This window comes from Paraburkholderia mimosarum LMG 23256 = NBRC 106338 (assembly GCF_000739815.1).
Lineage (GTDB): Bacteria > Pseudomonadota > Gammaproteobacteria > Burkholderiales > Burkholderiaceae > Paraburkholderia > Paraburkholderia mimosarum.
On record NZ_BBJJ01000028.1, the window covers coordinates 81126 to 96845 of the forward strand.

At 62.9% G+C, this 15720-nt stretch carries 12 protein-coding genes and 2 pseudogenes; 7 read left to right on the forward strand and 7 right to left on the reverse strand.

What is annotated here, in order from left to right; translation table 11 throughout:
- Positions 1–243: 243 nt before the first annotated feature.
- Both BMI01S_RS20915 and BMI01S_RS20920 read right to left on the reverse strand, forming a co-directional pair.
- Entirely contained in the window at positions 244–915 is a 672-nt protein-coding gene (locus tag BMI01S_RS20915) for a hypothetical protein (protein WP_028210909.1), read from the reverse strand.
- Between the two features lie 21 nt (positions 916–936).
- Positions 937–1449, reverse strand: coding sequence for a cytochrome P450 (locus BMI01S_RS20920; protein WP_407669048.1), 513 nt, complete (start codon positions 1447–1449; stop codon positions 937–939).
- A gap of 639 nt (positions 1450–2088) precedes the next feature.
- Here BMI01S_RS20920 and BMI01S_RS20925 point away from each other — a divergent pair.
- Genes BMI01S_RS20925 through BMI01S_RS20945 form a run of 5 tightly spaced genes read left to right on the forward strand, consistent with a single transcriptional unit; the run spans position 2089 to position 5289 of the window.
- Positions 2089–2400 (forward strand): BufA1 family periplasmic bufferin-type metallophore, encoded by a 312-nt coding sequence (locus BMI01S_RS20925; RefSeq protein ID WP_028210908.1) that lies wholly within the window; start codon positions 2089–2091, stop codon positions 2398–2400.
- Between the two features lie 58 nt (positions 2401–2458).
- Positions 2459–3373: an MNIO family bufferin maturase gene (gene bufB, locus BMI01S_RS20930; RefSeq protein WP_154671320.1), complete on the forward strand. Its 915-nt coding sequence runs from the start codon at positions 2459–2461 to the stop codon at positions 3371–3373.
- Entirely contained in the window at positions 3363–4142 is a 780-nt protein-coding gene (locus BMI01S_RS20935; RefSeq protein ID WP_028210906.1) for an HvfC/BufC N-terminal domain-containing protein, read from the forward strand. The genes bufB and BMI01S_RS20935 overlap by 11 nt, the downstream gene beginning before the upstream one ends.
- Before the next feature lie 5 nt (positions 4143–4147).
- Complete coding sequence (locus BMI01S_RS20940; protein WP_028210905.1) at positions 4148–4651, forward strand: DoxX family protein; 504 nt, start codon at positions 4148–4150, stop codon at positions 4649–4651.
- The gene (locus BMI01S_RS20945; protein WP_028231634.1) at positions 4648–5289 is read left to right on the forward strand and encodes a DUF1109 domain-containing protein; all 642 of its coding nucleotides are present in this window, start codon (positions 4648–4650) and stop codon (positions 5287–5289) included. The genes BMI01S_RS20940 and BMI01S_RS20945 overlap by 4 nt, the downstream gene beginning before the upstream one ends.
- 53 nt (positions 5290–5342) lie before the next feature.
- Here BMI01S_RS20945 and BMI01S_RS40955 read toward each other — a convergent pair.
- Positions 5343–5464 (reverse strand): annotated as a pseudogene (locus BMI01S_RS40955) (IS5/IS1182 family transposase); the annotation flags it as partial.
- Positions 5452–6084, reverse strand: coding sequence for a TetR/AcrR family transcriptional regulator (locus BMI01S_RS20950; protein ID WP_028210903.1), 633 nt, complete (start codon positions 6082–6084; stop codon positions 5452–5454). The gene BMI01S_RS20950 and the pseudogene BMI01S_RS40955, both read right to left, overlap by 13 nt.
- Before the next feature lie 278 nt (positions 6085–6362).
- Between BMI01S_RS20950 and BMI01S_RS20955 the strand changes: the two genes are divergently transcribed.
- Together BMI01S_RS20955 and BMI01S_RS20960 are read left to right on the forward strand one after the other, a co-directional pair.
- Positions 6363–7256, forward strand: coding sequence for an NAD(P)/FAD-dependent oxidoreductase (locus BMI01S_RS20955; protein ID WP_028231633.1), 894 nt, complete (start codon positions 6363–6365; stop codon positions 7254–7256).
- 95 nt (positions 7257–7351) lie between these two features.
- Positions 7352–8213, forward strand: a pseudogene (locus tag BMI01S_RS20960) (class I SAM-dependent methyltransferase).
- Positions 8214–8599: 386 nt separating this feature from the next.
- On the opposite strand, the gene BMI01S_RS20965 reads toward BMI01S_RS20960, so the two are convergent.
- The 3 genes from BMI01S_RS20965 to BMI01S_RS20975 all read right to left on the reverse strand — a co-directional run bounded on the left by BMI01S_RS20965 (position 8600) and on the right by BMI01S_RS20975 (position 15366).
- The gene (locus BMI01S_RS20965; RefSeq protein ID WP_169745489.1) at positions 8600–11482 is read right to left on the reverse strand and encodes a tetratricopeptide repeat protein; all 2883 of its coding nucleotides are present in this window, start codon (positions 11480–11482) and stop codon (positions 8600–8602) included.
- A 20-nt stretch (positions 11483–11502) separates the two neighbouring features.
- The gene (locus BMI01S_RS20970; protein WP_028231632.1) at positions 11503–13104 is read right to left on the reverse strand and encodes a tetratricopeptide repeat protein; all 1602 of its coding nucleotides are present in this window, start codon (positions 13102–13104) and stop codon (positions 11503–11505) included.
- Between the two features lie 387 nt (positions 13105–13491).
- Positions 13492–15366 (reverse strand): tetratricopeptide repeat protein, encoded by a 1875-nt coding sequence (locus BMI01S_RS20975; protein ID WP_028231631.1) that lies wholly within the window; start codon positions 15364–15366, stop codon positions 13492–13494.
- Positions 15367–15720 lie beyond the last annotated feature (354 nt).

Consider the following 15720-nt stretch of genomic DNA (forward strand, 5'->3'; position numbering starts at 1 on the left):
ACCTTGCGGCATCAACAACTGCTTCGGACCATGTACCGCCGCTCAGTTCGTCATGACGCCGACGACCACTACCAGTGCCTTTCGGATTTTGACGCGTTGTCGCCATCCCTCGATGCATCACGTCAGCCGACGCCTTGTAAGCGCGAAACTGCGATTTCGTTAGAATTCGGCGCTCGCAACCCGTGCGTTGCAGCAAGTCATCACGATGGAAACGTCATAGCCGAAGTCCGCAGCGCAGCATGCTCACTCCTGACCCACTCGTACCTGATGCCGAAATATTTTCGACAGGTCTCCAGTTGAGAGCCCCCAACTTTCACAACGGGGCTGCGTCATCTCCGCTTGGACAAAGTCGAGCAACTTCGTCTCCGATATCGCCTCGACAAGAATGACCCATTCATCTGTAGACCGATTTCGGCTCTGACGACTCTCCTCGGTGTCGAGTGACGATGAACCCTTGTCAGGAATCGCGAACGCAATGCTTACGATTCCCGGATGGGAAATGCCCTCGTCCATAACCCAAAGTTCGATCTCTCGCTTCACGCGCTCAGGGTTCGGCGGCATCAGCTGCATCATCATCACGCATGCACCCTCTGCTTGACCGTTACGCGCGATGACCTGATAAGCGGAACGGTGTCCGTTCTGAAAGGTCGGCAGCGTCGCTCGGGTCCAGGGTGTTGGATCATTGAGTCGTTCGATGTAGTCCGGCTGCGTGAGAATCGCCAGACTCGTCACGTCGTACAAGATAAGGTAGCGCGGCTCAGCGGCTTCCCGTGCGAAGCGTCTTCCACGTAGAAAACCCTGAACGTCGAGTCGCTCTGGCAGATGCTCGCGTGTATGCCACACGACAAAGTTTTCGATATCCGTTTCCTGCATGTCGAGCGTCGCGCACGGGATGGCGTGTCCGAACGAGCTCATGCTTTCTTCCTCATAGTTCGATCACCACGCTACGGGAAGCGTCTCGACACCGAACACATTGCCATTGCATTTGAACTCGAGCTGTTCGAAGGGCGCAGCAAGCCATAGCGAAGGCAGTCGCTTGAACAGCGTCTCGAAGACTACCTGAAGTTCAAGGCGCGCGAGCGGTTGCCCCAGGCATTGATGCACTCCGAATGAAAACGCCACATGTGACGCGTGTTTCGTATCACGGCGGATATCGAACCGTTCGGGTTCCGGGAACGCCTCCGGATCATGATTTGCCGCCTGAACCGGCGCGAACACGCCCTCGCCTTTGCGGATCAACTGACCGGCAATCATCACGTCGGCAGTCGCCACGCGGGCGGAGTTCATGTGCGTGATCGAATGGAAGCGCAGCATTTCCTCCACTGCGCCGCGCGCCAGTGACGGCTCGGCGATAAGCGCGGCCTTTTGTTGCGGATCTTGCAGCAGACTCAGCAAGCCAAGTCCAATCTGATTGGCAGTCGTCTCATGACCAGCAAGATAGAGCAACACCAGGTGCGCCGGCCGATCTCATTCGGGATGTGGCGCTACCGCTACCGTCTGTCGTTATTTCCATCATGCTTGGTGTTCCGTATGAGGATCATGCGCGTCTGCAACTGTTGAGCAGCAACCGCATGAGGCTAGACATCGGTCCGGCGCTTCTCGCGCAATCGGCTCAAGAGATGGGAGCAGTACATAGACCGGCTGCTGCGCGAGAAGGAGCAGGAACCGGGTGACGGAGAGGATCTATTGAGCCGTCTTGCACTGGAGTGGATTAACCCGGGCAAGCCATTTGCGATCATCTGATCGAGCAATGTATCGAACGTGGTCTGCACGAACGGTCGCAGTTCATCGATACGTTTCATCATGAATTCTTTCGTCAGCGTCCGCCGATATTGGCCATAAAGCCGCATGCAGCCACGACGTTCGTTGCCCCGGTCCGTTAATTCGTTCGGTTACGCATTCCGGTTACAGCCGGAAGGAATTTTTTCGCAGGAGAGCACTTGCAGCAGATCTGCCGAGCGTCCTGCACCGACTCCCCTCGAAGCTTCACGCAAAAAATTCGATCGGTGTAACCGGCGTTCGAAATCACGCGAATTAGCTGGTGTATCCGCGACGGATACCTCTCATCTCAATCACTGGAGAAAGTCCATGTCCGCAAAGACCACTGTTAGTACCGCCCTGCTCGCAGGCGCCGTTGCAAGCCTGCTGGCTTCAGTCGCTCATGCCGCGCCGCTCACGAAGGAAGAAATGAGCGCCGCCCTCGCCGCTCACAAGGAAAAATGCTTCGGCGTGGCGCTGAAGGGGCAAAACGATTGTGCCGCTGGTCCTGGCACGACCTGTCAGGGCACGTCGACGATGGACTTCCAGGGCAACTCGTGGAAGTTCGTCCAGGGCGGTACCTGCGCGAGCATCGTCGTGCCTGGCGGCGGCCACGGCTCGCTCACGCCGATCAAGTCCTGATCGCTTCAACGAGGAAAGAGAGGGGACGGCTATGAACACTTCCATCCGACCAACGCCGATGCCCGGCCGTCCCCTCCGCACGGCGCCCAGCGCGGCCGGGCTCGCGGGCACGAGCTTCAAGCATGAGCATCTTGCGGCGATTCTCGAACACGGCCTGCCGGACGGCTTCTTCGAGGTACACGCCGAGAACTATATGGGCGCCGGCGGCCCGCCGCACCGCGCATTGAGCGCTATCCGCGAGCGCTATCAGGTCTCCCTGCACGGCGTATGCATGTCGATCGGCGGACCGAACAGGCTCGACGCCGACCACCTCGCGCGCTTTGGCGAACTGGTCGCGCGCTACGAACCAGCGCTCGTTTCAGAACATCTCGCTTGGTCCTCGCACGGTGGTACGTTCTTTAACGATCTGCTGCCACTGCCTTACACGAAGGCGACACTCGACAAAGTCTGCGAACACATCGATCAGGTGCAGGAAGCCATTGGACGTCCGATGCTGCTCGAGAATCCGTCGACGTACGTAGCGTTCGCGTCGTCGACGATGAGCGAAACGGAGTTCATCCGTGCGGTCGCGCAGCGCACGGGCTGCGGGCTGCTGCTCGACATCAACAACGTTTTCGTTTCGGCGACCAATCACGGTTTTGCGGCAAGCGCTTATCTCGCGGATTTCCCTCTCGAATACGTCGGCGAGATTCACCTGGCCGGCCACAGCGAGCAATACGATGACGAGCACGCGCCGCTACTCATCGACAGCCACGACCGCACCGTCGCCGATCCGGTATGGGCGCTCTATCGCGAGGGAATCGCGCACACCGGGCCGATGCCGACGCTGATCGAATGGGACAGCCAGTTGCCTTCGTGGCCCGAATTGCGCGCACAGGCGCTGAAGGCCTGGCGAATTAGCGCCGAATTCGCGGCATTCTATCATTCGGAGTCCAACGTATATTACCCGGAGTGCACCGACCATGATGCTTGAGCAATACACGAGCGACTACGCAACGGCCTTTTCGCCGGGACTGACGAACCCCGAACTTGCCACGCCGCAAGACGTCGTCGCCGCGTCCGGCAAGGGCGTCGTCAAGCGCTACAACGTCTATCGCAACAACGTCACGGTTAGCCTCATCGATGCGCTGGCTGCGATCTACCCCGCCGTGCAGCGCATCACGGGAGTCGATTTTTTCCGCGCGATGGCACGCTTTCACGTGCGCGCCACGCCGCCGGCTTCACCGCTGCTCTTCGAATATGGACGCGATTTTCCGTCGTTCATCGAGAGCTACGAGTACGCGCGCGACATGCCGTGGCTTGCCGATACGGCACGCATCGAGCGCGCGTGGCTCGACGCTTATCACGCAGAGGACGCCGCCCCGCTCGCGGCCGAAGCATTCGCGAACATCGATCCAGGTTCGCTCGCGCACGTGTGCTTTGTCCCACATCCGGCCACACGCATTGTGCGCTCGCGCTACCCGGCGGTCGCGATCTTCGCGCTGAACCGGGGAGTCGGCCCCGTCACCCCGCTGCATTCGAGCGACGCAGAAGACGCACTCGTCACACGGCCCGAATACGACGTAATTGTCTCGCGCCTGCCCGCGGGCGGCGCAGCGTTTCTCCTTGCGCTCATCGAAGGCCTGCCGCTAGGCGCCGCTGCACAGGCGGGCTTCCAGGAGAGCGACACCTTCGACTTACCGGCCAGCCTGGCCGCGATGATTTCGGCCGGCGTGTTCGCCGCCGTTCAACCGGGAGCGTAAACATCATGCAGACTCGACAAGACTCCAGACTGTCTTTTCCGGACAATGTCGCGCACGCTATTGGGTGCGCGCGACGCTTCATCGAGCGGCTCGCACACCCGTCGTTCGTGCAACTCGTGCTGCGCCTCGCGCTGGCCGTGCCTTTCTGGAAATCGGGCATCCTCAAGTGGCACGGGTTCCTGCAGCTCAACGATACGGCCATCGCGCTTTTCACCGACGAATTCAAGCTCCATCTGCCCGGGGGCCCCTATCCGTTCCCGGCGCCGGCCATCTTTGCGTTCCTCTCCGCGTGCGGCGAGGTCGGTTTCCCAGTGCTGCTTGTGCTCGGACTCGGCACGCGTTTCGCGGCCGCCGGGTTGCTGCTGATGACCTGCATCATCGAGCTGACGGTGCCGGACGGCTGGCCGATCCACATCACGTGGGCCGCCATGGCGCTCGCCATCGCTGCGTGGGGCCCCGGCGTGATATCGATCGACTACCTCCTCGGAGACCGCGCGTACCGGTCGTGAAAACGCGAGAGCTACTCACCCGGCTCGCGAGCAATGTGTCGGCCATCGAGCGCAACGCCGTCCCGAGGCTCCTCACGCGCGCGCTGCTGCACGGCCTCGCCAGTAGCGCGGTCCTGCTGGTCGCGCTGTACGGCGTGCGCAGCGATATGCCCGAACTGGTCCTCACGATGATGTTCTGGGCGCGCCTCGCGTTCCCGCTCGCGATCATCGCCGCGGCCATGAAGCTCGCCGAGCGGCTGGGCCGCCCCGGTGCGCGGCTCAAGCTCGCCTGGTTCGCGGTGGCGCTGCCGATGGCCTCGATGTTGCTCGCCGCAGGCAGCATCCTGCTCGCGACGCCGCCGGGCTACCGGCTCGAGTTGATGCTCGGCACGACCTGGCGCACGACGACGGCGAACGTCGTGCTGCTCTCGCTACCCTCGCTCGCCGCGATGATGCGCGCGATGAAGCAGCTCGCGCCGACGCGTCTCACCCTGGCCGGCGCGGGCGCGGGTCTTCTGGCCGGCGCGCAGGGATTGCTCGTCTACTCGCTGTATTGCTCGGAGATGGCGGTCCCGTTCTGGGGCGTCTGGTACGTGCTCGCGATCGCCATCACGGCTGCCATCGGCTCGGCCATCGCGCCGCATTTTCTGCGCTGGTGAGTGCTCTAAGCCACTACCATACCGATCCCTTTCCTGTGCGGCGGCTTTTGCGCTCATGCAGCGGCCTCGCGCATCAGTCGTTCGCGCGTCATCCACAGATTGCTCAGAGCGAACAGCGTGTGCAACTCTGCGGGTTCGTCATCAATCCGCGATAGCGCACCTTTAGATGCCACCGTGCGCGGCGATGAACATGGCGACGGCCGACCGGCAATAGGACTCGATTTCGTTGTCGTCAGTTGCCCTCGCCTCATCGAAGCGTGCGATAAGCAGCAGATCGCATCCTTTGAAGAGCGCGCCAAACAAGCGGGCGGACCGGTGAGCGTCGGGTACGTTCAGAATCGCTTTCGCGTGCAACTGACGCAACACGGCCTCGATTTGGGCGATGACATGGGCGGGCCCGGCTTCGTAATGGAGCTTGCTTAACGACCTTTGATTCGTCTTGTCGGCCAAAACCATGGCTTCGACACTGCGGACGTCCGGACTCAACAGCGTGCGAAGCAGCGATGATCCCACCGCCATGAGCTGATCTTCAGCCGAACCGGCGATGCCTTCGGTAAGGGTCTGCGGTGCAAACTGCTGGCAGTGGGCCGCCATGGCCGCGCTGAACAACGCCTCCTTGTTCTCGAAGTGCCGATAGATGCTGAGCTTGGATATCTTCGCGCGCTGCGCAACCTTGTCCATGGTCGTCGCTTGAAAACCCAATTCCACAAAGAGTTCGCAGGCAGCGTCGACGATCGTTTGGCGAAGCGCCTCGTTGGCGGGCCGGCCGCGCCGGCCCTGGCTATTTTCGGTCACGTCAATTCCAGTACTTGACAGTATTCAAATTCTCGAATTACGATACCGCAAAGTATCACAATATGCAAGCCAAGGGTAGCTTTCAACCGGTTGTCCAAATGAGGTTCCCCGGGCCCCGGCGATATCGAGTGCAGCATTGTCAGGCCGATCACTACAGCCATGAGCGACTTTCTTGCCAATGTCAAAGCCCTGCTCGCTGACCGTTTCAAGCGCGTACCGCTGGACGATATTGCACACCACGCCCAGCCCCCTCCCTCCACAACACGGAGCGCATCACTATGAATGACGTCGTCATCATCGGCGGCAGCTTTGCCGGCCTCGCTGCCGCCCTGCAGCTTGGCCGTGCCCGCCGCAAGGTCATCGTTCTCGATACCGGCCGGCCGCGCAACCGCTTTGCCGGCCACTCGCATGGCTTGCTCGGCCACGATCACAAGCCGCCACTCGACATCCTGGTCGAGGCGCAGCAGCAGCTGTCGCGCTATCCAGCAATCAGGCTGGTCAATGCCCGGGCGGAGGGCGTGTCTGGCACCATCGACGATTTCTGCGTCGTCACTGACGATCACGAAAGCCTGAGGGCGCGCCGCGTGATCCTAAGCTATGGCGTCGCCGACCAGATGCCTGATGCTCCGGGCTTTGCCGAAAGCTGGGGTACGTCCATCGTGCCCTGCCCCTATTGCGACGGCTTTGAAGTCGCCGGCCAGCATTGGGGCCTCGTTTGGTCCAGCCCGCAGTCGTACCAGTCTGCCAGGCTGTTCCGCGATTGGACTGACAAGTTGACTATCTTCACCGATGGTCATGACATTGCGCCCGAAATCCAGGCCGATCTGGCGCGCCGCAACATCCCTGTCGTCGATGGCCGGATCATCGAGATCGCCCACCAGAACGGCCATATCACCACCGTCAATCTCGACACCCGCCGCAACGTCGCAATCGACGTCCTGTTCGCCCATCCGCGCAACAAGCCGTCCGCAAGCCTGCATGAATCACTGGGCCTCGCCACGGTCGATACCCCCACCGGCATCGTCCTCAGTGTCGACGAGCGCCGCCAAACCAGCACGCCCGGCATCTACGCCGCCGGCGACCTCGCCACGCCCCTCTTGCCGTCGGTCACGCAAGCATCATCGCAGGGCGCGATGGCGGGCATCTTCGCCCAGCAGTCGATGGTGATTTGAGAGCACAGATTCCCTTCTCCCGTCGCGTCGTCGCCTTCAAAAGGTTGGCGCAGATCGGCGCGGTGAAGGACGAATTGTCGAGTCAAGGAGACGACATGGCAGAGCAAAGTGCAGATCAGGTCGGTGACTGGAATGGTCAAAGCGGGGAACGCTGGGTCGCCAACCAGGCCCGGCTCGACGCTATGGTGTCAGTGTTCGGTCAGGCCGCGATAGAAGCCGCCGCACCCGCGACGGGTGAGCGCGTGCTGGACATCGGCTGCGGCGCGGGCGCGTCGAGTCTGGCTCTGGCTGCCCGCGTCGGCGCGGGGGGCCAAGTGCCAGGCGTGGACATATCCGAACCGCTGATCGGTCGGGCGCGCGCTTGCGCCACAGGACACGCCGGCCCTGTTCATAGTGGCCGACGCCAGCAGCGCCGAGTTTCCCGAGGGTGCGTTCGACATCCTGTTCTCGCGTTTCGGGGTGATGTTCTTCGACGATCCGACAGGGGCGTTCGCCCATATGCGACGCGCGCTCCGGCCGGGCGGGCGGGTCGCTTTCGTCTGCTGGCGCGGCGCGGCCAAGAACGATTGGATGCGCCTGCCGGTGGGCGCGCTCAAGGGCATCGTCCCGCCGACCGCGCTGCCCGATCCCGAAGCGCATGCCCCGTTTTCGTTCGGCGACCGGGGGCGCGTTGCGCGCATCCTGACGGCGGCCGGCTTCACCGATATCGCTATCGCGCCGTTCGACGCTTCCGTCGCGTTCGGCGAGGGCAGGACGCGTGACGCTGCGATCGACGACGCGGTGAAGATGACGCTCGAGGTCGGCCCGCTTTCGCGTGCGCTCGCTGATCAGCCCGACGACATCCGCGCCCGCGCCTCGGCCGCAGTTCGTGCCGCCTTCGCAGGCCTCGCCGGCGAGCGATCGGTGATGATCGACGGCGCGGCGTGGATCGTCATGGCACGCAATCCGGCAAGCTGACAGGAATGAACAGGGTCGACGCCCCCGCTCGGTAGAGCTGGGCGTCGTTGGCCGCTCAGATTGATGTCCCTTGTGGCCGATGAACGAGCGCTCGCCTAGTGACAATCAGATGGCCGGTTGCGAAGCAGAGCCGACGCCTGCGCGGCCTGCCGGCGGCGCATGTGACCGGCAGTTTGTGGTCGATCCCGGTCCGACGTTGAGCTTGCGGAGTAGGCCGCCCTTGATCAGTCCGCGTCGGGCAGAACTCGACCCAGAGCCGACGTTCGCCTTTTCCGCGAGCGGCCGTTCGTGACGTTCATCGTATCCGTCGAACCCCGAGACGATCAGCGTTCCCAGTGCCCGCTGTCCGTCACGACGTTCATCGTATCCGTCGAACCCGGAGACGATCAGCGTTCCCAGTGCCCGCTGTCCGTCATGGTCACGTCGGGAACACTGGCCAGCAAGTGTGCCGTCAGCAAATCGGCACGTGCCTGCTCGGCTTCGGTCAAGGAAGCGCGCACGCGCACCTCCACAGCCTGCGCGGCCGCTGCATAGTCTTTCCAACCTGGCCGGGCTCTTAGACTCGCTTGCGCGCGCCGCAGCCATGCATCGCCGAGTGCTTTGTCGCGCGTGACGCCCTCTCCGCGCCAGAAGCGCATGCCGGTCTCGAACTGCGCGAAGGGCCGCGCCATCAAAGCCCGGTTCAGTGACGAAAGCGCCAGCCATTCGGCCTGGTCGTCGTTGTTTCGAGCCGCGGGCGCAGCGTCGCTTGCCACTGCCGTCATATCCGGCGCAAGCCAATGCCGCTCGCGCGGACCGAGTGCGGGCGCATCCTGCTCGACCGATGCCTTCAAGGCGAGTGCGATGGCCGCCTCGTCGGACCCGAGCGCCGCCGCCTTGCGATACCACTGCGCCGCGAGCCCTTCGTCACGCCGGATTCCGTCTCCCGTCTGATACACGTTGGCAAGGTCGTCGGCGGCGATTGCCGAACCCGCGTCCGCCGCCTTGCTCAGCCAGCCCCGCGCTGCCGCCGGATCCTTCGCGACGCCGCGCCCGCTCAGATACGACTCACCGAGCAGAGTCATGCCGTCCGCGCTGCTCGCCGAGGCGCGCGTGGCCCACCTGAATGCCTCGTCGTCGTCGCGCTGGCCGCCCAGACCCGTGAAGAGGTGCCATGCGAGCGAACTCTGCGCGGCCGCGTTGCCGTGCGCGGCAGCACGCCTGAACCAGTAGACGGCAGCGCTCTCGTCGGCGGGCACGCCACGCCCGAAGTCGTACGAGTCGCCGAGCATGCGCTCGTACGCTGCGTCGCCCGCGGATGCGAGACGCCATTGCCAGTAAGCGCGCGATGCGGCCGGCAACGCGGAGACGGTCCCGGAAGCCATCGCCGCCATCGCGAACGTGTCGCCGGCTGTCGCGGCCGTGGAACACCAGTACAGCGCCTTGTCGGCTTCGTTCGCGTAGCGCGGGTCGCCTGCGTACGACAGGCACAGCACGCGCTGCGAGACCTTGTCCTTCAACTGGGCGCCACGCGTGAACCACTGGATCGCCGTTGCCGCATCCGGCAGCCCGCCTTCGCCGTTCGCGTAGAGATTGCCCATCACGGCGTAAGCCGGACCGAATTGCTGATTCACGGCCTTGGTGAGCCAGTCCTTCCCGGCGGACTGATCCGTCCGGGCGGAGCGTTTGAGCAGCAGCAACGCGAGGGCAGTCTGGGCCTGCGGATCGCCTTGGCTGGCTGCGCGTTTCAGGTAGGTCTCGCCCAACGCTTCGTTTCGGGCAACGCCGTTGCCTTCCAGGTATCGCTGTGCGACGGTCCGTTCGGCTTCGATGTCGCCGGCGTCGGCCGCCTTGCGCTCCCACGTGAGCCCCGCCGCCTTCTGCGCCGCTACGCCCGTGCCGCTATACAGCATGGTCCCCAGCAGCAGTGCCGATCTCGCGTCGCCGCGTTCGGCGCCGAGTTTCGCGTAACGGTAAGCCTGCGCATCGTCTCGCGGCATGCCGGTTCCGGTGTACGCCAGAAACGCAAGGTTGCGCGACGCGACACCGAGCCCCTGCGCCGACGCGCGCTCGTACCACTGGCGCGCCTCCACGGCATCCAGCTTCACGCCGTCGCCTCGTTGCAGCATCACGCCCAGATCGTTTTGCGCCAAGGCGATCCCCGCTTCCGCAGCACTGCGCATCCAGCCGCTGGCGCCTTCGAGATCGACGGGACCGCCCTTGCCTTGCCAGTACGAGACCGCAAGCTCGTATCGCGCCAGCGCGTCGCCGTTCAGCGCCGCACCGCGATACCACGAGCGCGCCACGCTGGCATCGCGCGCGACACCCGTGCCTTGAGCGTAGAGATCGCCCACGCGGCGTTGCGCGTACAGCGAGCCTTTGCGTGCAGCGTCGAGCATCAGCGCGAAGCCGGTCTGCGGATTGGCGGGAACCGCGATTCCCTGCAGATAGAATTCGGCGAGGAGCGCCTTCGCCTCGCGCTGATCTTGCCGCGCGGCTGCGGCCAGCCAGCCGAACGCCTTCTTTTCGTCCTTAGCGACTGCCGCACCCTGCAGCAGGGACAGCCCGAGCAGGAACTGGCAATCGGCGTCGCCATGCGTTGCGCCGTCGATGAACCACGCAACGGCGCCTTGCACGTCGCGCGGCACGCCCGGCGCACCGGCCAGCAGCATGCGGCCGGCGTTCGCGGCGCCGTGTGGATCGCCGTGAGTCGCCGCGCGGGCGAACTGCCGGTACGCGGAGGCAGGATCCTTCGGCACGCCCACGCCGGTGTAGTCGAGCACGCCCAACGCATCCGCGGCGGCGCCGTCGCCGGCGCCCGCTGCCCGGCCCAGCCACATGCGCGCGGCGTTCACGTCCGCCGGCACGCGCCGGCCTTCGCTATAAAGCTGGCCGACGAGGCGTTGCGCGATGGGCTGGCCGTCTGCCGCCGCCTCGCGCAGGATGGCGAATCCCGTTCGCGACGGCGCGCCACCCACACCGGCCATCACCAGCTGACCGTAAATGGTCCTGGCTTCGAGGCTGCCTCGCGCCGCTTCGCTGGCGCACACCGCGCGCAGTTGTTCGGGCGTCGACAGCGGGGAACGGAATGCGCCGTCGCCGAAACCCCACTGAGTCGCGCACGGCGAGGCTGGGTCGCTGTACGGGATGGTTGGCAAGCGCTGCGGGTCGCTTCCGCCGCGCAGCCTTCCGTCCTGCGGCGGCGGTACGGCCGCCATTGCGGTGGTCGCGAGCGCAGCCGCTGCCGCGGCCAGCATCGTCCATCGCGCCGCGGCGCTTGTCTTTCTCACGAACTCGGCGCTGACGACCATCACACTCCACCGAAGCGGACCATCGTCCATTCCATGGTGCCGGAGGGTTCGAGGTCCCCGACCCGCGTCCGGTAGGTCCGTGCGGTTACGTCGTCGTGCTTCACGAACCGGTTGTACGCCGCGGCCATCATCCAGGTTTCAGCCAGCGCATTCTGAAGCGCAGCAGGATTCGGGATGAGCGCGATCATGCCGTAGACCACGCTCAGCGGGGCGCGGCCGCGGACGTACTGCAGCAGCACCTGGCGATATTGCGTCGCTGGCATGACACTGCGGCGCTGGATGTAGTTTTCGAAGTAAGGGTTAGCCGGCGCCGCGCCGTTGCTGCGCGCGCGGATGATCACATAAAGCGCCGCGAGATAGTCCCGGTCGAGGGGCTCGGACCCGCGCGCGCAATCGGCGAACATGTCGACCGCGCCGGTCCAGTCCCCCTTGAGCATGTAGGCCCAGCCAGACGAGCCGGTCACTTCGACGTACTGGTGATAGACGGCGACGGGATCGGTCCCGCCCGCCAGCTGGCTGCGCATCTGATCCAGCAACGGCGCGGCCGCCTTGAGTGCGTCGTCTACCCGGTCCAGCGTAAAGAGCGTCGTGACCCTGGACTGTTTCAGGGAAATGTCGTCCGGGGCGAGCGCAATCGCCTGGTCGATGGCCGCGAGCGCCTGCTCGTGCTGCCCAGTGCCGTCGAGCGAGGTCGAGATGTCGCTATACGCCGCCGCCTTTGCCGCGGGCGTGGCAGCCGTCTGGAGCGACGCCCGCGCGGCGGCTAGCGACTGCGTAAAGGCCTCGTGCAAGGGGTTCGCGTTGCCGAACGGATGACGGCGCTCGCTCGCCGCGTCGATACCCATGCCGGACAGCTTCGCCTGGGTCGTGGCGTCGATGCTGTTTTCCGGCGCCCACCGCGCGAACTCGACGTAGTCGGCACGCGCCCCGGCGGTGTCGCCGCCGGCCTCGCGCTCCGCGGCGCGGCCGCGATACGCATCGACAAGCGCGGGGGTGAGGCGTATCGCATTGGAAAACGCCTCGATCGCCTCCTGATGGCGGCCAGTCCCTGTGAGCGTTTTGCCGAGCACGAGATAGTAGGGCGCGCCGAGCACCGTATCCAGGTCGTGCGCGGCTTCGTGCCTGGCGCGCAACTGCTCCAACGCGGCCATGCCTTGCGGGTATTGGTGTGTGGTTTCGTAGAGCGACGCGAGCATGAGCAGCTGGTCGTCGCCAGGCGTCGGTTCGAGATCGATCGCGGCGCGCTGCGCATCGATCGCGGCGCTGTAATCCTTGAGCGCCATTTCGTTCAACGTCAGGCTTTGCAGCATGAACACCCGCAATGCAACGGGCAGATCGTGCGACGCGAGGCATGCATGAATCCGGTCCGCGGTTTCCGCAATGTGATCCGCCGCCGTGCTCATGGACGCAATCGCCGTCCAGCAGGTCGCCCGCACGTCGGGCGACAAGGTGCCCATGGCTTTCACGGCGTCGGCCACGATGTTGGCCTGCGCGGGCGCTCGGGCCGGCGCGGCCGCCGGTGCGGTCGGAGTCTGCGCGCACGCCCAGAGACACAGGGGCGCGAACGCAAGCAATACACGGCGTATGAAATTTTTCTTCATGGTGCTTTCTTGATGGAATGGCCCGCGGCATGAATCCCGATGCCTTCGCCATCGAAGCGCTCAAAACATCATTTATCGGCAAATGCAAAGCATTCTTGAGAAGGTCGATGTGTCTGCCGGATGTGGTTTGGGCGCGAGACTAAGACCATGGGCGCCTTGTTCGTCGGACCAGGCTTGAAGTTGACATCAGAGAAAATCTGATGATGCTTTCCGATTGTTGACGATCTGGCAAGGCCAAGCCGAATGACTCAAGCTGGCCGACAAGCACCGACCGAGCGCGACGATCGCCTCGGTCTAGCACGTCATGCAATTGGCATAAGCCGACTCGGAACCGCATTTCGCCACTTTCAGGAAAGACACTCGGATCTCCTTGTTTCGTCTGTCCGACTAGTTGGAATCCTTCAATGGCGGGCGGCGCCTCTCTTCCGTTGTGAACTGTAAGCCCACCGCGTTAGTGGAATTCTGGACGGCCACGTGCGCGGAAGATTGGCTCATCCGCTGAAGTTCCCGACGCGCCAATGTCTTCTCGATGAAATTGGCAGGGCATTCCATGCTTGCGGCTTCGAAATTCCGACGTGCCCCCGCTTGATCGTCATGAGCCAGTAACCATTCACCAAGATAGGCATTGGTCTCGCACATTCGGTTTCTGCGCTCTTTCTCGCTCCTGTCCGCCGCGGACAGCAACGCGGTGACGGTAGATCTACCCGTGTAGAGCGCCAGTACGGGATACGGCCAGCGACTGGAATCAAGATTGCCCACTTGCTCGTCAAGCTCCGCACCGTGTTCTGCAGACAGCTTAAGAGCAATAATGTGGCGCCAGATGTCGACATAGTACGGTTGGCCATCGCCTTTTTGTATTTTCCCTCTGCGATACAAATCCTGCCACTTAGCGAGGTCCGCATCGGCCCGGCGAAAATCGCCGGTATAGAAGTTCAGCTGCGCACGGCCGTAGAGGAGACCATCATCGAACGGTGCGGAATGACTCACGATTTCGTAATCGTGCGCGGCATCGTCATATTGGCCGAGCGTGGTCTCGTCGTCAGCGAGATAGCAGCGGGTGTTCGTATCATTGGGGTCCGCTTGCAGGATCAACCGGTAATCCACGATCGCCGATGCATAGTCCCCAAGTTGCTCAAGAGAGATCGCACGTTCCTGACGCAGTGAAATCACGTCTGGCATAAGTTTAATCACCTGTGAAAGGTCATCAACGGACCGCTGAACGTTCCCGGAATGAACAAGGGTACGAGCTCTGAGCACGTATCCACGCGCGGACGTGGGAGCGAGACGAATCGATTCCGTGAAGTCGGCAATCGCGTCGCTGTAGTCTCCTTGATGATCGTACGCGATTCCACGTAACCGGTGCAGCATATCGTTTTGCGGATCAAGGACAATCGCATTGGAATAGTCTGAAATGGCCTGTGTCCAGTTCCCCATGTCGGAATATGTGTGCGCTCGTTGTTCGAAGATCCAGGCTTCGGTGGGCCGCGACTTCAACGCAGATGTGAAAGCTACTATCGATTCAGAATACCTGCGCTGCTTATGCAGGACCATGGCAAGCGCCAGCGTTGCATCGGTATCGCTAGGCGCAAGTTCCAATGCGGTCGTGAATTCAGACTTGGCTTCGAACAACATGCCGAGGTCATCGAAGACACCGCCTTTACCCACATGGCCCTGAGGGCTAGTTGGTGCCAGCGCCAACACAGTGTCGTAGTCATGGAGCGCGCTCGCCGCGTCGCCGTTGAGGCGGTATGCGTTACCCCGAGCGATATATATATCTACACGCCGATCTCCGCTATCGATCGCATGCGTGAGGTCCTCAATTGCTACGTCGAACCGTTTGCTTCCCAGCATCAGGTTGCCGCGATTCAAACGAGCCGGGACGTCGTTCGGGTCGAGTTGGATAGCGTCCGAAAAGTCTTGCGCGGCCGCATCAACGTTGCCTGCCTTCCAGTACGCAAGACCACGATTGTTGAACGCTGGCGCAGTACGATGTATGTCCAGACAACGGCTGTACTCCTGTATGGAGTCGAGATACCGCTTCGCCTTGAAAGCCCGCCTGCCGTTCTGGAAATATAAGCCAGATCTTGCTGCAGCCGGGAGGACGGGATCGTTGCTGATGTCAGTGCCAAAGACCGCAATCGCTTGTGAGTTGTGACGATAGCGCAGGAACTCGTCGCTAATATCGATGGGTCGGATGAGGTTGGCAACCGCGGAGGCGCTAGCCATCCAAGTTGCGAGAAGCAATATTTGGCGAACCTTCATTTCTCAGTGAACAATTCAAGAACCTAAGCCGACCGAAAAGAGCCGAACCCAGTGGACCTGTGGCTGGTGGCTAGCTAGGGCGGCCACTTTCCGCCCACGGATACATCCAAGGTCACTCTGACGATTTCGACACGTGTGCAGGATCGAATTGTCAGCAATCTTGCGCAGCCTGTCGAGTGTCCGAAACTGGCCGCGCTGCGCCCTACGACCGAGCACGATGATCGTCTTGGACGCGACTCATGCAAACCGCATAAATCGACCCTGAAGGTACAGGCGCGGATAGCGAAAGCGCACATTCGCATCGTCATTAGAGGCGAGTCCTGTTGGGCTTGGCGACTATCTCGCCTAAATTCT